Source organism: Pantoea sp. 1B4, from assembly GCF_016925765.1.
Taxonomy (GTDB): domain Bacteria; phylum Pseudomonadota; class Gammaproteobacteria; order Enterobacterales; family Enterobacteriaceae; genus Pantoea; species Pantoea agglomerans.
The window spans coordinates 2,378,916-2,396,724 of record NZ_JAEUWZ010000001.1 but is presented as its reverse complement, the minus strand read 5'-3'; the positions used below and the strand labels follow the sequence as shown (position 1 = coordinate 2,396,724).

Here is a 17,809-nt window from a genome sequence, read left to right as displayed (position 1 = left end):
CCTTTTAATGCCCGTGGGCAGCTCATTGAGGTTGAGTCAAAAAATAGTCCAGTCCTTCACGCCAGCCCTCTGGGCCATGGTGAGCGGTGTGATAGATCTGCTGCTGATCGGACCGGCTGAGTGTCACCGGTGTTTTACTGTAGCCCTTAATTACGACCGCATAATCAACCGCATCCAGCATCGGCGCATCGTTAGGTCCGTCACCCAGTCCAATGGTCACGCGTGTCTCACCGGGTGAATGCGCCAGCAGCCAGCGCAGGGCTTCGCCTTTGCCGCTGCCCGCAGGCATCACATGCCAGAAACGCCCGCCCTGGGTCAGGGCCAGGCCCTCTGCACGCAACGCATCATGGAACTGGTCAAACGCCTCGTCACTGTCGCGCCAGACAATCACTTCTGACGCATCGCGCTGACGCGACAGTTCTGCATCCGCCTCACTCAGGCCGGTCATTGCGGCCACTTCCGGATCAGAGAAGTCATGAAAGCCGGTAAAACGGTACGCTGTTTTCAAGGCAGCCAGCCGCTGGCAGATAGCGTCATAGGTCAGGGTGGTATCGGGCAGGCGGATACGCTGCTGATCGTGCGTTTGCACCACGGCTCCGTTTTCAGCAATAAACGGTGAACCGCTGATGCCAAGCCTTTTTTTGCAGCGGAATAATCTCGGCTGCCGTTTTACTGGAACAGATCACCAGCGGAACAGCGTACTGCCTGAGCGTGGTGAGCCATTCGGTGGCCGCATCCCAGCGATAGGTATGATGGTCGAGTAACGAACCATCCAGATCGGTAATTATCATTAACGGCTGGTGGAGATCGGGCATTTACAGGCTCCTTTCATCACATTCGCGGCTAAAGCGGCGATTTTTCAATATTATAGTTGAATATGGCTCACACTTTTTTCCTGCCACGCTGGCTGGAAATCCAGGATAATTCTTAAAACGAAACCGCAGTAAAAGTGAGTATGCAAGAAGTGTGCAGGGCTAAGTGACTGGCGGGCGCGGTGTTTTTGGTAACAGCCGCTCCATAATTACCCGATCGGTTGCAGAAACGTGCATATCTGATGCTTGTTTCGGAGTCGGGAAAGGGTAATCTGCAGAGGTGTTAAGAATTCCCTGGTGTAACGAATTGATTTTTTACCCGGCCTTCCCGCCGGGTTTTTTTTGAAATCGATTTCAGCGGTTCGCTTCATAGGCGCGATAATCACAAATATCAATTTCAAACGCCTCCGCCAGTTCGCTATAGGAGTGGAAAACCCGGCCTTCTACTTCCAGCCGTGGCGTCTGATCCTGCTCCATATACTCCCGTACCTCTCCCGACGTTCTGGCCTGAATTGCCGCCAGTAAACCTTCGACATCAATCTGCAGATCGGATGGCTGAGCATCGCCGTGCTGTTTTTCGTCTGTCATTTTCTGACTCCTGAGAGCAAACAGAGTAATCAGTATAGAACGCAGGGCAGAAAGGCGGGAGCGGAGAGATCGCAGGCAAAAAAAAAGCCCGCGCTGCGCGGGCAAAATCCTTGTTACTTTCAGGTTGGCTGCACCTATGGGGTGGTGCAGTGAGAAGAGTTTAAAGGTCTGACGCGTAAGAAGTCTTGCGGTGAAATGTTAAGGAATTGCAAAAGTTCCTCCTTACTCAGATTTACCTGACTTTTCGACTAAACAGAGCAGATTCAGCTATAGTTAACGATAAAGCTGATTTTTATCAATACCTAAAGGAATGGTTATGGACATCTTACGAATTATTATCGCTATTCTGCTGCCACCACTGGGCGTGTTTATGCAGGTCGGTTTTGGCGGCGCCTTCTGGCTGAACATCCTGCTGACACTCTGTGGTTATATCCCCGGTATCATCCACGCCGTCTGGGTCATTGCCCGCCGCTAACGCGCTGCATCACCACGGTTCTTCGTTTAGACTGTACTCAGTCAATAATCTGGAGAACCGAAATGAAGGTAAATGACCGCGTCAGCGTCAAAACCGATGGCGGCCCGCGTCGTGTTGGCACCATTCTGGCTATGGAGCCGTTTAATGAAGGCACCATGTTCCTGGTGGCGCTGGAAGATTATCCGCTGGGCATCTGGTTTTTTTAACGAGACGCAGCAGCCGGATGGGATTTTCGTCGAGCCTTACCACGAAGCCTGAGCCTGACGCGCAATAAAAAAAGCCGCCTTTCCGTTTGCCGGAAAGGCGGCTTTTTGCTGTCGGAGATTACGCGGCTGACATCAGCCGCTGACGGTTAACCGGTATGACCTCAGAAGGTTTCCCAGTTATCGCTGCCGCCTGCCAGCGCCGGACGGGGTGCCAGAGCCGGTGTTTTTACCGGTGAAGAGACGCGTGCAGCCACAACTGCGGTTGCAGGGGCGTCCTGCAGGCGGAATGCCGCGACCGCCTGCGTCAGTTTACCCGCCTGATCTTCCAGCGAGGCCGCTGCGGCGGAGGCTTCTTCCACCAGCGAGGCGTTCTGCTGGGTGACGTTATCCATTTCGGTGACCGCCTGGCTCACCTGCTGAATACCACGGCTCTGCTCGTCTGACGCCGCCGCGATCTCCGACATAATATCGGTAACGCGTCGTACGGCTTCGACAATCTCACCCATGGTGCTACCGGCTGCGCCAACCTGATGCGAACCGTCATTGATCAGCGTGACGGACTCAGCAATCAGCGATTCAATCTCTTTCGCCGCCTGCGCACTGCGCTGGGCCAGATTACGCACTTCGCTGGCCACCACCGCAAAGCCACGACCCTGCTCACCGGCACGCGCCGCTTCTACCGCCGCATTCAGCGCCAGGATGTTGGTCTGAAACGCAATACTGTTAATGACGTTGGTGATCTCAGCGATTTTTTTCGAGCTGCCGGAAATATTGGTCATGGTTTTCACGACGCTGCTCACCAGCTCGCCACCGCTGCGCGCTTTGCCCGAGGCATCCGCGGCCAGCTGGCTGGCGTGATGCGCATTCTCGGCGTTCTGCTTCACCGTAGCGGTAAGCTGTTCCATGCTGGCTGCGGTCTGCTCCAGTGCCGCAGCCTGCTGCTCGGTGCGTGAAGAGAGATCGGTGTTGCCGGCTGAAATTTCGCTGGAGCCCTGATAAATCGCGACAGCGCCTTCACGCACCGTACCAACGGTGGTTACCAGCGCCTGCTGCATCAGTTGCAGGTTATGGATGAGCGTACCAATCTCGCTGCGGCCATGGGGCAGGGGAGCGGAGGTCAGATCACCCTGCGCAATGCGTTCAATACGCAGCACCGACTGACGCAGCGGATTAATCACCACGCGGCGCAGGAAGACAAAGGTCAACAGCACCAGCACCAGGGCGGCACTGAATGCCACGGCCATGGAGATAAAGCCGATGCGCGACTGTTGATCGGCCTGGGCGGTAATGGCATTGGCGCGATCAGTTCGGATCTTGATCGCCTTCAGCAACACCGCGTTATAGTCGTCATCCAGCTTGCGGGTGACATCGGTCTCCTGAGCGATGATGCCCTCAAAGCTGCCCTGTTTACCGGATTCAATCATCGGTATCAGGCCTTTGGTAATGTAATCGTTGAAGCGAGCCTGCAGCGTGGCATCCAGTTCCATATCCGCGGGCGTCTTAACTTCACGTGCCTGATAAATCGCGAAGCCATCTTTTGCCTGCTGGATCCGTTTTTCGGCGGCGGCAATATTGGCGCGAAACTCGTCCATTTCACCAATACGCGCGGCGGCACCGGCCTGAATAATGGTCAGGCGCGCAGTACGCAGGTGGTTTGAACTGTTAGAGAGGCCCATACGAACCTGAATTTCGTCCGTAGCATCATCGAGGGAGTGATTGCCGGAAATCAGAAAGTAACTGGCGACACCAATACAGAGTGCGAACAGCAGCAAAATGCCGCCGAAGATCAGGCTAAACAGCGGCACCAGGCGGAGATTCTGCCAGATGCCTGCGCTTTTTTGTCCATTATTATCTCGTGCAGTGTTCATATCCTTGCTCTCTTGAGGCTGTTGTTATAAGGCATAACATCGGCAAAAGAGCGTAAAGGCTTAGCGGTAAGAGTGAGATCTGGATCGCAATTCCGGGCAAAAAAAAACCGGCCAGAGAGGCCGGTTCTTCAGATGTTATGATCAGCGGATATTAACGTAAATACCTGAAGTCACATTATCCGTTAAACGCACCACATGATAAATAACCTGCTTATTATGGGTTTTGATTTTGCGTTTAATATTACCTTTGTGTGACGATACCGTTTTGGCCTTAATTTGCATTTTATCTGAGATCTGGATGGTATCATGACCTGACATCCACATCTTCAGCATGTTTGACTCAGTCTGGCTCAGCGTTAATGGATGTACATCCATGCCCGAAGAGATACGCGCAGACTGGTTAAGCTTCTTCTGCAAATAGGTGCTGAGTAAGGAGTCCAGGGTCGATGTCTTCATCGATTTTGATGTAATAATCAGGTTCTTACGAACGTAGAGATATTCCTCAAAATGGATATTGCTAATCGCCATGAATATAAAGAACAGCGTATCAGGATGCTGCGTAATAATGCTGCGGATACGTTCACTGGAATCGGATTCATGAATGAAGCAATCTTCATTAATAAAGACGACACCAGGGTTTAATTGCTCACATTTTTGCTGTAGTTGCTCAATATCGGAGACAGAAGAGATATTCTTCTTCTTAACTCCTTTTAAAGACATGTAGTCTGATAATCCCAGGCGTGTGTAGTTGCAGGAATCCATAATAATAGTTGGCATAATAGCGACCCTCACCAATTTGTTATCCGTTTAAATCAACGATGAATACGCGTTGCGGTACGAGAGAGATTTCTTAGGTACTTTTTTTATTCTGCTCGTGCAGTTTGGCAACAGGCAAACGCCCGTAAAAGTCTTCATCCCTGACCCGTTCTGCAAAAAATTTGTGCTGCCATGACGTCACACATTCTCCGGCCATGGCGGGGAATGCCAGTGAAATGTCGGAGGTTAAGTAAGACTCATTTTTTTGGGAGCCAGGTCACTATCCTTGAAAACGCGGAGTTTTCTGATAGGACAATTCTCAAAAACATTTGTTTTACGAAAGTGTGATGTCTCAGCGTGCGTTGACAATGCCGGAAAAAACATTTTTTTAACAAGAAAAATCACTTAAAGATTTTTTTCTTGTAAATTCAGTGTCTTGTCGATTTTGCCTGCACATTCACAGTCTGACCGCTCCTGTGAACCACCCCACTAAAATACGCGAAGCCCGGTTTAATAAGAATTATTTTCAGACTCTCCGCACGTTTATCAGAATTTCCTTAGTTGCATTCTGGAAAACATGGTTCGGAAAATGCACGGATGGTTTTGCGATACTTAAGTATCGTTATGCAAAGATAGTTAGAAACTTAATGTTCAGGGACGGGATAGTTCTGTCAGGAACACGGCGAGTAAATCAAATACTTCACCGAACAAATGCTCACAGAACGGGGCTAGCAGAGGCATCAGCAAGCTGATGGTTAAAATTCCGACTGATAAGGTAATCGGGAAGCCAATTGCGAAGATTGATAACTGTGGTGAAACACGGTTTAACAAACCCAGTACCAGATTTACCATGAGTAACAAAACGATTAAGGGCAGCGCTAACATCATGCCATTAAGGAAAATTAATCCGCCAGATTTCACCAGCGCCATAAACGCATTGGCATTTAGCGGCTGACCGCCAATCGGCAGCGTATGAAAACTGTCCGCCAGCAGCGAGATCAGCCACAGGTGTCCGTTAAAGGTCAGGAACAGTAACATCGCCAGCATGTCGAGAAAACGGGCCAGAACCGGCATATTAAGACGGCTGCCAGGATCAAAAAAAGGTGGCGAACGAGATGCCCATCTGTAAACCAATCACTTCCCCGGCAAGGCGCACGGCAGCAAAAGCGAACTGCATGGTGAAGCCGAGTGCAATACCAATCAGCATCTGCTGAATCAGTAGCAGGAAGCCTTCAGGGGAAAACAGGGTGACATTGACCGCAGGTAACAGCGGCATCAGCAGCCAGGTGATCATTACCGCCAGACCGATTTTGACACGTTTGCTGACGGATCGTTCATTGAGGATCGGTGCGGTGGCGAATAGCGCCATGATGCGCACCAGAGGCCAGAAGAACTGGCTGACCCACTGAACCAGCTGGCTGCTGTCGAGAGTAATCATCAGCCGATGATGTAAGGCAGGTTGGTAAAGACGGTGCGGATATAGTCCAGCAGCAGATTCAGCATCCACGGGCCGGCAATGATACCGGTAGTGGCAACCGCCAGAATCTTAGGAATAAAGGATAAGGTCTGTTCGTTGACCTGGGTCGCGGCCTGGATCAGGCTGATCAGCAAACCGCTGACCAGTGCGGCCAGCAGCAGCGGGGCGGCCAGCATCAGGGCGACGCGCATCGCTTCCTGTCCCATTACCATTACTGATTCGGGTGTCATGTGTTGCTCCGGTAAGAAAAGGGGGGATCAGGAGTAGAAGCTTTGCGCCAGTGAACCGACCAGCAGTTGCCAGCCATCGACCAGAACAAACAGCATCAGTTTAAACGGCAGCGCGATGGACGCTGGCGGGACCATCATCATCCCCAGCGCCATCAGCACGCTGGCAACCACCAGGTCGATGATCAGGAACGGAATAAAGACGGTAAAGCCTATCTGGAAAGCCGTCTTCAGCTCGCTGGTAACATAGGCAGGCAGCAGAATACGCATTGGCACCGCTTCAGGACCGGCAATCGGGGCGGTATTCGCCAGACGGGCAAACAGGGCTAAATCCGCTTCACGGGTCTGACGCAGCATAAACTCGCGCAGCGGCTGGGCACCTTTATCAATCGCCACTTCCATGCTGATCTTGTCCTGGCTGAACGGCAGGTAAGCATCCTGATAAATCTTGTCGAAAGTCGGCGCCATAATAAAGAAGGTCAGAAACAGCGACAGTCCGAGCAGCACCTGGTTAGGCGGCGCAGAGGGCGTGCCCAGGGCGTTACGCAGTAAACCAAACACAATGATGATACGGGTGAAGCTGGTCATCATCAGCAGCACGGCCGGAATAAAGGTCAGCGCAGTGATAAAGACCAGCGTCTGTACCGGCAGTGACCAGCTCTGACCGCCATTCGGCAGCGAGTGACTCACCAGACCCGGCAGCTGGGCATGGGCAACCGGTGCCAGTAACAACAGTGGCAATAAAGGAAGCAGTCGACGCATCATTGTGGTTTTCCGGGACGTTTAACCAGGTTCTGTAACAGCTGACGAAAATCCTGTGGCGCACTGTTAACCGGCGTCACAGAGACCGGTTCACCCGGCGGCAAAGTATGCAGATGGGTAATCTGCTGTGCGGTGACGCCCAGCACCAGACGCGCATCGGCGGTATCGACAATCACCACCCGCTCGCGCTGGCCCACTGAAACGCTGGCTGTGAGTTTAAGCTCCTGGCCGCTGACCTTTTTCGGCGCGAAGCCGACACGGCGTGCCAGCCAGGCGCAGGCCAGAATCAATAAGATAATCACGGCTAACACGCTGCTGACCTGGGCCAGCATGGAGCCGGTCGAGATCGCCTGAGCGTGCGGTGCAGCCGGTTGCAGCGTTTGATTCTGGCTATTCATAATGTAACTCTTTAGCGACTCAGACGACGCATACGTTCAGATGGGGTGATGATGTCAGTGATGCGCACGCCATATTTGTCGTTCACCACCACCACTTCACCCTGAGCAATCAGATAACCGTTGATCAGGATATCCAGCGGCTCACCCGCCAGGCCATCCAGTGCCACCACTGAACCCTGCGCCAGACGCAGCAGCTCTTTGATGGTCATTTTGGTGCGACCCAGTTCCACGGTGAGTTTCACCGGGATATCCATAATCAGATCGATATCCTGCAGCGATCCAGCGACGTTGCCGCTGTCGAATGATTTAAAGACTTCGTCGGTCTGCGGCGCACTGCCGCTGCCGACCTGCTCATTCATCGCTTCAGCCCACAGATCGTCCGCAGAGATATCGTCAGACGGTTTATTACTGTCAGTCATGGGGCTGTTCCTCGTTCAGCGAATTCAAAATCGGGTTAATCAGGTGTTCGACACGGAGCGCGTACTGACCATTCATCGTGCCATATTGGCTGGTTAAGACCGGGACGCTATCGACATGGGCGATAATGCGTTCCGGCTTCTCAATCGGCAGCACATCACCGGGTTTCAACTGCAAAATCCGTGACAGACGCAGTGAGGTTTCGGCAAAGTGAGCGATCAGTTCCAGCTCAGAGTGCTGCACCTGTTTGACCAGGTTGTCGCGCCAGTGGTTATCTTCCTGACGTGAGTTTTCGAGCGGTGGATTCACCAGCAGCTCGCGCAGCGGTTCAATCATTGAAAACGGGATACAGATATTAAACTCACCCACCAGGTTACCAATCTCCACCTGGAACGGCGTGTTAACCACGATGTCGTTCGGTGAAGTGGTGATGTTGGTGAACTTTACCTGCATCTCTGAACGTACATACTCGACGTCCAGTGGATAAATGGCCTTCCATGCGTCGCTGTAACCATCCAGCGCCAGCTTCAGCATGCGGCGAATAACGCGCTGCTCGGTATGGGTAAACTCACGGCCTTCGACTTTAGTCGGAAAACGTCCGTCGCCACCAAACAGGTTGTCGACAGCGATAAACACCAGGCTCGGTGAGAACACTACCAGCGCGGTGCCGCGCAGCGGCTTCAGGTGGATCAGGTTCAGGTTGGTTGGCACCGGCAGATTGCGTGCAAACTCGTGGTACGGCTGAATCTTGATCGCCCCGACGCTGATATCCGGGCTACGGCGCAGCAGGTTAAACAGCGCCATACGGAAACTACGGGCAAAACGCTCATTAATAATCTCCAGCGCCTGCAAACGCTCGCGAACCACACGGCGCTGGGTGTTCGGATCGTAAGGACGAATATCGCCTTCCGGTCCGTTTTGTTTCTTTTCTTCTTCCGCACTGCCGCTGTCGCCGTTTAAAAGGGCGTCAATTTCAGCCTGGGAGAGAATGCTATCGCCCATTGATTCACCTCAAAATGAAGGCAGTAAACAGCACATCGTTTACAGCCTGCGGAGGTTGACCTTTTACCAGCGGGGGGTGTCAGCGCCTGTTTGACTTGTTCAACAAGCGCCTGCTTTCCTTGCTCTGTCGCCAGCGCCGTAGCGCTCTGACGCGAGAGCAGCAGCAGCAAACGGCTGCGCACCTCAGGCAGATAGTCGTTCATCCGACGCCGGGTATCCTCATCGGCCAGACGCAGGGTAAAGCCTACGTAAAGCACGCGGTCGGGATCGTTGTCGGGATTGACCAGGTTAACCGTAAATGTATCAAGTGCAAAAAAAGACCGGAGCGGGAGGCGGTTCAACTTTCGCCACCTCAGGCTTATCGCCCTCATGTTTATTCATCATTCGCCAGACTGCATAGCCTGCCACGCTGCAAGCGGCCAGCGTCAAAATGAGCAACACTGGTATTAAGAGTTTACGTTTGCTGCCTTTTTTTGCTTTCGCGTTATCAGACATGGTGCAGTTACTTCCTGTGAATTATGGGCAAGCCTCTCGGCTCACGAGACAGATTATCCGCGTCTTAAGTCAAACCAATGGGTAGAAAAGACGCGGGTTTTACGCTTACCTTCAGCGTTTGCCGCTGTCAGGCGAAAGTGTCGACGGCACTGTTGCCGCTAACGCGAGCCTGAAGGGCGGCGGGAACGGCGATCGGCGTAATGTCGGTGTCACTGTCCTGGGTGAGGGAGAAGCGGCCATGTTGTCCATCGCGGCGCGCCTCCTGCTGCTGCTGGAATTGCTGACCCTGCGCGGAACTGTCACTGCTCACCTGACTCTCGCCCAGGTTGATACCGCTCTCTGCCAGCGCGCTGCGCAGCTGCGGTATCGCGGCTTCCAGTGCTGCTCTGACGTGGCTATGGCTGGAAACCAGATTAATTTGTGCCTGGTCGTTATCCAGTTTCAGGCTGATCTGGATAGCGCCAAGGTCTTCCGGATGTAAACGCAATTCCGCGTTCTGCTGGCCGTTGCGACTGAACATCACAATCTGCTGACTCAGCGCCTGCTGCCACTCGTCGCTGCCCAGCTGTGAGTTCAGCATCGGCGTTGACGGTGTGCTGGTGGTCGCGGAGGCGGTCACCGGCGCGGGCAGGCTGCTGGCGGTGGCGATTGGCGTAGCGTTGACCGCGTTATCGCTGGCGCTGGCTTTAATCGCAGCCTGATCATCCTGCTTAACCATGTTGCTCAGCGCCTGCTGGAAACTGCTGTCGAGCGTCAGGCCGCTACTGGTCGCACTCTGCGCCGTGTTGTTACTCTGGCTGGCGGCAGTGGTGACGGCAGGTTTGCTCTGTACGTCGCTTCTGGCGTCAGACTTTTCATCTTCGCCCGGTGCGTGGCTCTGCTGCGCGCTGTCCAGCAGTTGCATCAGCGAGCTCTGGCTTTTCCGGCCGGTATCGGTCTGGGCGATCATCTCGCCCGCTTCACTGCTGACCGGGGTCGACGTGGTGGCTGTAACAGCCGCTACACCCGGTAACATGGCGAACAGCGCCTGCATATTCTGCATATCGCTGGCGCTTAAGGGTGCAACGTCCGGCTTGTCTTTATCATCGGCTGATTTTGACCCACCTTTAATATTTTCCGGCTTAAACAGAGCGGTCAGCGCAGCAGGATTTTCCAGTGCTGCCATCAGGGCATTCAGCGGGGCTTTCGGGCGGGCGTCATCGGCAATTTCTGCTTTGACGTCAGCGGATTGCGCCGCTTTTCCCTGCTGTTTAGCCAGGCCGAGTAACTGGTTTCCCAGTGCGGTCAGAAAGTCCTGCGGCAGGGCATCGGCACCCGCAGCAAGGTCAGTTGAGACTGAGGGTTCTGCGTCGGTTTTTACCGTCGCTTTCATAGCAATGTTTGGCAGCGTAATCATTCACCTCTCCTCGATGCGGCCCGTTGGGCAAATTCGTCCATCCGTTTCTGATCGAGACGGTTTTCCTGTCGTAATGCATTTTCCGCTGCGCGCGTAATCAGCGTCTGATAGGCGTTCAGCCGTTGCTGTTTGTCACGCCAGTTGATCAGCGCCTGTTCCAGCCGCTGATTCCAGTTATTAAGCTGGTTGCGGTGCTGCTCAATCGCTTTTTCCAGCGTCTGAATAAACTGGTGATAGTTGGTCCAGCGGGTGCTGGCAATGCCCGACGACATGTCATCGTTGAGCTTGTTGCGATATTCGTCCTGATAGTCGAGCAGCATGGTCAGCTGCTCGTTCGCGGCGTGCTGGCCGCGACGCATATCGCCTAAATAGATGGCAGCGCGTTCGAGATCCTGCTCCGCTAAGTCGCGCAGCGTATCGATGGCATTTGCAGTTTTCATTGCCGTTACCTCGCGTTAATTCGTGTGACTAGCCAAACAGCGCATGCAGATGCAGGCTGGCGTCGTCGTAATCACTGCGCTCAAAGATGCCCTGTTGCAGGAAGGCTTCCATTTGCGGATAGAGCGTGATCGCTTTATCAAGCATCGGATCACTGCCCGCGGCATAAGCACCGACGCTGACCAGATCGCGGTTACGCTGGAAACTGGAGAGCAACTGCTTAAACTGGCGCACCCGCGCATAGTGGTTCTCATCGATCAGCGAGGTCATCGCTCGGCTGATCGAGGCTTCTATATCAATGGCCGGATAGTGACCCGCTTCGCCCAGCCGACGCGACAGCACAATGTGGCCGTCGAGAATGGCACGCGCGGAGTCGGCGATCGGGTCCTGCTGATCGTCGCCTTCGGTCAGGACGGTATAGAAAGCGGTGATCGAGCCGCCGCCGTCGATGCCGTTTCCGGCACGCTCAACCAGCGCAGGCAGTTTGGCGAATACGGAAGGCGGATAGCCTTTGGTGGCCGGCGGCTCACCAATCGCCAGCGCGATCTCACGCTGCGCCATGGCGTAGCGGGTCAGGGAATCCATAATCAGCAACACATGCTGGCCGCGGTCGCGAAAATCTTCTGCGATACGCGTGGCGTAAGCGGCACCCTGCATACGCAGCAGCGGCGAAACGTCGGCCGGGGCGGCGATCACCACCGAACGGGCGCGGCCTTCAGCGCCGAGAATGTTCTCGATAAAATCTTTGACTTCGCGGCCACGTTCGCCAATCAGACCGACCACGATAACGTCCGCTTTGGTGTAGCGCGCCATCATGCCAAGCAGCACGCTTTTACCCACGCCCGAACCGGCGAACAGGCCCATACGCTGTCCGCGACCGACCGTCAGCAGGGCGTTGATCGCCCGCACGCCGGTATCCAGCACGTCGGTGATCGGCGTACGCTGCAGCGGGTTAAACGGCGGAGTGTTCAGCGGCGCGCGATAGCCGGTATCCGGAGACGGCAGGCCGTCCAGCGGTCGCCCGCTGCCATCGAGTACGCGGCCCAGCAGTTCCGGCCCCAGCATCATCTGTTTGCCTGCCTGCGGGTTCTCTCCGTTCTGGCGCGCATAGACCCGCGCACCCGGTAAAATGCCGTCCACTTCTTCCAGTGGCATCATCAGCAACTTCTGACCGTTGAATCCCACCACTTCGCTTTCGATTTCACTGATGGTTTTGCCATCGTTGCGTTCGATTACGCAGGTCGCACCCAGCGGCAACTGTAAGCCGGTTGCTTCCAGCACCAGGCCGGTGGCGCGGGTCAGGCGGCCATAACGGCGCACCGGCTGCACCTGGGCGATGCGTTTCTCAAAGGCATCGAGCGAGCCGAGCCAGCGATTCAGACGAGTGGTCATTACAATTCTCCCGGTGCGGCAAGACGGCAGAGTTCCTGCCAGCGCGTCGCGACGCTGGCATCCAGATCGCCATCTTCTGCGCTGAGTTTGCAGCCGCCAGGATGCAGGGTGCTGTCAGCGATCAGCCGCCAGCCGTGCAGATCCAGCGTCGGCCCCAGGGTCTGCTCAATGCGTTGTAAGTCATCCGGGTGAACGCGCAGTTGCGGTTTGCCGCTGAACATCGGTTCCTGCTGCAGTAACCCCTGAATCTGGCGCAGCAGGGCGGTGCCATCCACCGTGGTCGCCTGACCAATCACCGAACGTGCCGCTTCCAGCGCCAGTTGCATCAGACGGGCCGCAATCACGCTGTCCAGCGATTCAAGCGTGTTCTGGAACTCGGTTACCAGCTGCTGCATACGCGCCTGAAGGGGCGCCTGCTGCTGCTGGGCATCGGCCAGACCCTGCTGAAAACCGGCGTCGTAGCCGGCTTTCTGGCCTTCGGTCACACCCTGCTGATAGCCTTCGTTGTAACCCTGGCCCTGTGCCTCTTTGCGCATCTGCTGCTGCAGGCGTTCGAGCTGCTGTTGCTGCTCATCAACGCCATCTTCAGCTTCGTAAATTTCTGGCTGCAGCTCCGGTTCAGCAGGCTCATCGAAACGGCCTAAATCCGTGGGCTGCCACAGCTGCCAGGGGCGCGCAGAAAATGCATCAGACATAAGTTTCCTCGCCACCACCAATCACCATCTCGCCTGACTCGGCCAGGCGGCGTACCACCAGCAGGATCGCTTTCTGTTCGTTTTCCACTGCGGACATACGCACCGGGCCACGGTTGGCCAGATCGTCGCGCAGGATATCCGCCGCACGGGCTGACATGTTTTTGAGGAACTTCTCGCGCAGTGGCTGTTCGGCACCTTTCAGTGCAACCAGCAACTGCTCGGACTCCACTTCCTGCAACAGACGCTGGATGCTGCGGTCGTCCACTGCCACCAGGTTTTCGAACAGGAACATCTCGTCGATAATTTTCTGCGCCAGTTCGCCATCGAAGTCGCGTACGGCTTCGATAACCGCCTCTTCCTGCTGCGTTTTCATCAGGTTGATGATCTCGGCTGCGGTTCTCACGCCGCCCATCTTCGCACGCTTGAGGTTGGTGCCATCCAGCAGGCCGTTCAGTACTTCTGTCAGTTCGGCCAGCGCGGCTGGCTGGACACCACCGAAAGTGGCGATACGCAGCATCACGTCGTGACGCAGACGTTCGTCGAACAGCGCCACAATATCGGCGGCCTGGGCACGCTTGAGGTGGACCAGGATGGTGGCGATGATCTGTGGATGCTCGTCGCGAATAAGGTCGGCAGCAGCCTGCGGCTCCATAAAGTTGAGCGTTTCCATGCCGCTGGTGGTGTCGCGCGTTTCGAGAATGTCCTCCAGCAGGCTGGAGGCGCGCTCTTCGCCCAGTGCCCGGGTCAGCACCGAACGCAGGTATTCGTTGGAGTTCAGGCTCAGCGCCGCGAACTGCTCAGCATCCGCTTCGAACTCACGCAACACTTCAGTCAGCTGTTTATGCGACACCTGACGCATGTTGGCCATCGCGCCGCTCAGGTGCTGGACCTCACGCTGGTTCAGGTGTTTGAAAACTTCCGCGGCGCGCTCTTCGCCAATGGTCATCATCAGGATGGCGCTTTTTTCGGTTCCGGTCAGACTCATAGCTCTTTACTCATCCATTCGCGAATTACCAGCGCTACAACGCGCGGATCGTTTTCTGACATGTCGCGGATGCGTTGACTCATCACTTCTGCGCTCATGCGGTTGTTAGACTTACGTTCCTGATCCAGCTCATCTTTGCTGAGCTGCACATTAAAGGCTTCTTCTTCCGGTTGCTCAGTCGCACGAGCGGCAACGGCTTCCGCGGCGGCTTTCTCTGCGGCCTGCTTGCGAACCAGGTGCGGACGAACCAGTTTGCGGTAGAGGATGAAAGCGACCAGGGCAATCAACAGCCACTTACCGGCGTTCATCAGCTGATCAAAGAACGACTGCTGTTGCCAGAAGGGCAGATCGGTGGTCACTGGTTCAGTGGTGTTGAACTGCGAGTTCACCACGTTGATGCTGTCGCCACGGTTCTGGGAGTAGCCCATCGCTTCGCGGGTCAGATCTTCAATCTGCTTCAGCTGCTGTTCGTTCAGCGCAACCGCTTTGCCTTTATCATCTGCACGGAAGTTCACCACGACCGCCACCGACAGGCGCTGTACGTCACCAACGTTGACCTTGGTATGACGAATGGTGCGATCCAGCTCGTAGTTCACCGTGTCGTCACGACGCGAGTTGGTCGGTCCGGCACTGGCCGCTGCGGTGCTGGTGGTCTGGTTAGCGTTATTCGCCGCGTTGTTCTGACCGTTAGCATTCTGACCATTGGCGTTCTGGCCATTGGCGGCATTATTGTTCGGCGTCGTCACCGGCGCAGTGTTTGCTGGCGCAGGCTGGTTAGAGAGCGCGCCCGGCACGCCGCCCGGATAAGGGCTGCCTGACTGGTCGCTGGTGCTGGTCTGACGCGAACGAATCGCTGAGTTCGACGGGTTAGCGTTAGGCTGATATTTCTCGTCGGTCTGCTCGGCGGTGTCGAAGTTAATCTGCGCGGTAACCTGCGCATGCACATTGCCCTGACCGAGAATCGGATTCAGGATCGCTTCGATACGTTGCTGGTAGCGAGCTTCAACTTCAGAGGCATACTTGAGCTGTGCATCATTCAGGTCGCGACCGGCGGAGTCAGAGCGGGTCAGCAGGCGACCGGTCTGATCGACCACGGTGACGTTGCCCGGCGGTAAACCGGCGACGCTGCTTGAGACCATGTGGGCGATGGCCTGAATCTGGCCTTCATCCAGCGCACGGCCAGGCTGCAGGGTTAAGGTAACAGAGGCGGATGGCGCTTTCTGCTCACGCACAAATAAGGTTGGTTTTGGCATCGCCAGATGAACACGGGCGCTTTTAACCGGACCGAGTGATTCGATGGTACGAGCCAGTTCGCCTTCCAGCGCGCGCTGGTAGTTAACCTGCTCGCTGAACTGGCTGATACCGAACTTCTCTTTATCCAGCAGCTCAAAACCCACCGAGCCGCCTTTCGGCAGACCCTGCTGAGCCAGACGCAGACGCAGCTCATGCACGTTCGCTTCCGGCACCATCAGCGCGCCGCCATTTTCGGCGAAGCGATAAGGGATGTTCATCTGCGTCAGCTGCGTGACGATGGCACCGCCATCTTCATCTGTAAGGTTGTTATAAAGGACGCTATAGCTGGGCTGCTTTGCCCAGAGCACCATCGCGATCACTATCGCTACAACGGCGGCGGCAGCGACGATTAAAGGAATACGCGGATTTGCGCGCAGGCGAGCGAGCAGGTCACCGAAGCCTTTCTTTTCTTGTTCTGTTGTGGCGGCTGTACTCGCATTCATGACCGTTTCCTGCCTGACGTAATTGACCGGGTAAGTTGAGATGGCAAAACAGACTCCCTGACCTGCGTAGATAAAATTTCCACTTCAATGCCAGGCATTATTAGGTGATAAGCAAAATTCGATGCCTGGATAAGGTAGGGTTTTTGATGTCATTTAGCGGCTTTGTCTCATTGACAACGTGCTAACTTTTGCTCACATCAAAAATGTCATCCTCTTTAATAAGGTATCGTTCATGTCCATTCAGGCAATTGATGGCGTACTGCAGCAGCTACAGGCGACCTCACTGCAGGCCAGCAACCGCAGTAGTGAAGCCCCTAATCAGATCGATTTTGGTGCGACTATGAAAGCGGCGCTGGATAAGATCAGCGAGACGCAGACCACCGCCCGCACCCAGGCGCAGGATTTTGAGATGGGGAAACCGGGTATCGCGCTTAATGACGTGATGGTCGATCTGCAGAAATCGTCCATCTCAATGCAGATGGGTATTCAGGTCAGGAACAAGCTGGTGTCGGCGTATAGTGAAATTATGAATATGCAGGTTTAGGCGGGTAACTGTCTGAAGCTGTTAAGGTTTATCACACTGCCACTTTAGTGGAGCACGTATGTAGCACAAGATCGCTCATTTTCGTGTTGATGAGTGATAGCTGGTCAGTATTGTTCTCTGACATCCAGGCGCCATAAACCCGGTACACCATCTGCGCATCGGAGTGACCCATTTGCGATGCAACGTAGTTCGGGTTTGCGCCTGCTGAAAGAGCCCAGCACGCGAACGTATGACGGGACTGATATGCTTTCCGGTGACGCAGGCCTGCACGCCTCAGTGCGCCGGTCCATATCTGTCCCAGTGACTCTGTTGAGTAATATGCTCCCGACCTGCCATTGACTGCGTTCACGCTTGGATTGAACACGAACGTCTTCTGCTCCTCAATTCGCTCGCCATACTCCCTGGTATGAAAAGTGAAAGAGGTCTGTGGATACATTCGCGTCAACTCTCGCTGGTCACGCAGAATATCAACGGCTGCATCTATCAGGCATATGACACGGTTTCCCGCTTCCGTCTTCGGCGACGTAAACAAACCCTGTGGCGTGAGGTTACGGTTGACTGTCAGCTTCTTCGCTTCAAGGTCCACATCCTCCCAGGCCAGAGCGCATATCTCTCCGTGACGCAATCCCGTCAGGATGGCAAGAGACCACATGTTTGCCGTCTGTCGCGTTGCGCATGCATTGATGAGGCGAGGGTACTCCTCCCGCGTTATCGGGTCCGGCCGCTTATTCGACTTCTTCAGAGGCTTGATGCCGGTCATCGGGTTTGCATCTATATACCCGTTGCCATGAGCAAAGGCGAAGATAGCTTTCAGATCTGCCATGCTGGAGTTAACCGTGGCCGCTGTCCTCCCTTTCTTTTCTATATTCATCTTCCTGCCCGTGAAGTAGTTGCCATTAAGAAGTTCAATGCGTAGGTTGAGTAGGTCCTTCTGCATGATCGACCGGATGTCCTTTCCGTTGCCGATGATATCCAGCGTCACCCTGGCGCGACGTTCTGTCGTGACATAAGAGCTATTGGCCCAGTCAGGCTTTTTGAGCTTCAGCCACAAATCAGCAATCTCCCTGATAGCTATCGACTTTGACGATCCAGCCTGGTTCTTAAATAGTGGTGAGTCTGGGAACTCACTCCTGTAATCAA

Annotated in this window: 17 protein-coding genes and 4 pseudogenes; 3 read left to right on the top strand and 18 right to left on the bottom strand. The window is 54.8% G+C overall.

The annotated features are described in order from the left end of the window. Positions 1–22: 22 nt before the first annotated feature. Together JNO11_RS11755 and JNO11_RS11750 are read right to left on the bottom strand one after the other, a co-directional pair. Positions 23–815: pseudogene (locus tag JNO11_RS11755) on the bottom strand (mannosyl-3-phosphoglycerate phosphatase-related protein). Between the two features lie 351 nt (positions 816–1,166). After that, positions 1,167–1,400 carry a DUF2525 domain-containing protein gene (locus tag JNO11_RS11750; protein WP_010247694.1) on the bottom strand — a complete coding sequence of 78 codons (234 nt, stop codon included), beginning with the start codon at positions 1,398–1,400 and terminating at the stop codon, positions 1,167–1,169. Between the two features lie 316 nt (positions 1,401–1,716). On the opposite strand from JNO11_RS11750, the gene JNO11_RS11745 reads away from it, so the two are divergent. Together JNO11_RS11745 and dsrB are read left to right on the top strand one after the other, a co-directional pair. Then, on the top strand, positions 1,717–1,875 hold the full coding sequence (locus JNO11_RS11745) for a YqaE/Pmp3 family membrane protein (protein ID WP_010247691.1): 159 nt from the start codon (positions 1,717–1,719) through the stop codon (positions 1,873–1,875). Between the two features lie 62 nt (positions 1,876–1,937). Continuing rightward, positions 1,938–2,133: pseudogene (gene dsrB, locus JNO11_RS11740) on the top strand (protein DsrB). A 109-nt stretch (positions 2,134–2,242) separates the two neighbouring features. Here the strand turns inward: dsrB and JNO11_RS11735 are convergent. The 15 genes and pseudogenes from JNO11_RS11735 to fliF all read right to left on the bottom strand — a co-directional run bounded on the left by JNO11_RS11735 (position 2,243) and on the right by fliF (position 16,125). Continuing rightward, positions 2,243–3,949 (bottom strand): methyl-accepting chemotaxis protein, encoded by a 1,707-nt coding sequence (locus JNO11_RS11735; RefSeq protein WP_325177317.1) that lies wholly within the window; start codon positions 3,947–3,949, stop codon positions 2,243–2,245. A gap of 141 nt (positions 3,950–4,090) precedes the next feature. Next, positions 4,091–4,726, bottom strand: a complete 636-nt coding sequence (gene rcsA / locus JNO11_RS11730) for a transcriptional regulator RcsA (protein WP_010247685.1) — start codon at positions 4,724–4,726, stop codon at positions 4,091–4,093. A gap of 630 nt (positions 4,727–5,356) precedes the next feature. Beyond that, a pseudogene (gene fliR, locus JNO11_RS11725) lies at positions 5,357–6,143 on the bottom strand (flagellar biosynthetic protein FliR). Beyond that, positions 6,143–6,412 carry a flagellar biosynthesis protein FliQ gene (gene fliQ / locus JNO11_RS11720; protein ID WP_003854466.1) on the bottom strand — a complete coding sequence of 90 codons (270 nt, stop codon included), beginning with the start codon at positions 6,410–6,412 and terminating at the stop codon, positions 6,143–6,145. Before fliQ ends, fliR begins: the two are co-directional and overlap by 1 nt. 27 nt (positions 6,413–6,439) lie before the next feature. After that, positions 6,440–7,171: a flagellar type III secretion system pore protein FliP gene (gene fliP / locus JNO11_RS11715; protein ID WP_010247675.1), complete on the bottom strand. Its 732-nt coding sequence runs from the start codon at positions 7,169–7,171 to the stop codon at positions 6,440–6,442. Next, on the bottom strand, positions 7,171–7,569 hold the full coding sequence (fliO, locus tag JNO11_RS11710) for a flagellar biosynthetic protein FliO (protein WP_010247672.1): 399 nt from the start codon (positions 7,567–7,569) through the stop codon (positions 7,171–7,173). The genes fliP and fliO overlap by 1 nt, the downstream gene beginning before the upstream one ends. An 11-nt stretch (positions 7,570–7,580) precedes the next feature. After that, positions 7,581–7,988 (bottom strand): flagellar motor switch protein FliN, encoded by a 408-nt coding sequence (gene fliN / locus JNO11_RS11705; RefSeq protein ID WP_010247669.1) that lies wholly within the window; start codon positions 7,986–7,988, stop codon positions 7,581–7,583. Continuing rightward, positions 7,981–8,988 carry a flagellar motor switch protein FliM gene (gene fliM, locus JNO11_RS11700; protein ID WP_003854473.1) on the bottom strand — a complete coding sequence of 336 codons (1,008 nt, stop codon included), beginning with the start codon at positions 8,986–8,988 and terminating at the stop codon, positions 7,981–7,983. The genes fliN and fliM overlap by 8 nt, the downstream gene beginning before the upstream one ends. A gap of 4 nt (positions 8,989–8,992) precedes the next feature. After that, positions 8,993–9,483: pseudogene (gene fliL, locus JNO11_RS11695) on the bottom strand (flagellar basal body-associated protein FliL). A gap of 127 nt (positions 9,484–9,610) precedes the next feature. Next, entirely contained in the window at positions 9,611–10,879 is a 1,269-nt protein-coding gene (locus JNO11_RS11690; protein WP_325177316.1) for a flagellar hook-length control protein FliK, read from the bottom strand. Beyond that, positions 10,876–11,319, bottom strand: coding sequence for a flagellar export protein FliJ (gene fliJ, locus JNO11_RS11685; protein WP_003854478.1), 444 nt, complete (start codon positions 11,317–11,319; stop codon positions 10,876–10,878). Before fliJ ends, JNO11_RS11690 begins: the two co-directional genes overlap by 4 nt. Positions 11,320–11,347: 28 nt before the next feature. Further along, a complete protein-coding gene (gene fliI / locus JNO11_RS11680; RefSeq protein ID WP_010247655.1) occupies positions 11,348–12,709 on the bottom strand; it encodes a flagellar protein export ATPase FliI in 1,362 nt (453 codons plus the stop codon). Then, positions 12,709–13,404, bottom strand: coding sequence for a flagellar assembly protein FliH (gene fliH / locus JNO11_RS11675; protein ID WP_010247652.1), 696 nt, complete (start codon positions 13,402–13,404; stop codon positions 12,709–12,711). The genes fliI and fliH overlap by 1 nt, the downstream gene beginning before the upstream one ends. Next, entirely contained in the window at positions 13,397–14,389 is a 993-nt protein-coding gene (gene fliG, locus JNO11_RS11670) for a flagellar motor switch protein FliG (protein ID WP_010670853.1), read from the bottom strand. Before fliG ends, fliH begins: the two co-directional genes overlap by 8 nt. After that, the gene (gene fliF / locus JNO11_RS11665) at positions 14,386–16,125 is read right to left on the bottom strand and encodes a flagellar basal-body MS-ring/collar protein FliF (RefSeq protein ID WP_010247649.1); all 1,740 of its coding nucleotides are present in this window, start codon (positions 16,123–16,125) and stop codon (positions 14,386–14,388) included. The genes fliG and fliF overlap by 4 nt, the downstream gene beginning before the upstream one ends. Before the next feature lie 232 nt (positions 16,126–16,357). On the opposite strand from fliF, the gene fliE reads away from it, so the two are divergent. Further along, complete coding sequence (gene fliE / locus JNO11_RS11660) at positions 16,358–16,669, top strand: flagellar hook-basal body complex protein FliE (RefSeq protein WP_003854485.1); 312 nt, start codon at positions 16,358–16,360, stop codon at positions 16,667–16,669. Between the two features lie 31 nt (positions 16,670–16,700). Here fliE and JNO11_RS11655 read toward each other — a convergent pair whose 3' ends face one another. Next, a complete protein-coding gene (locus tag JNO11_RS11655; RefSeq protein ID WP_325177315.1) occupies positions 16,701–17,720 on the bottom strand; it encodes a site-specific integrase in 1,020 nt (339 codons plus the stop codon). Positions 17,721–17,809: the final 89 nt, after the last annotated feature.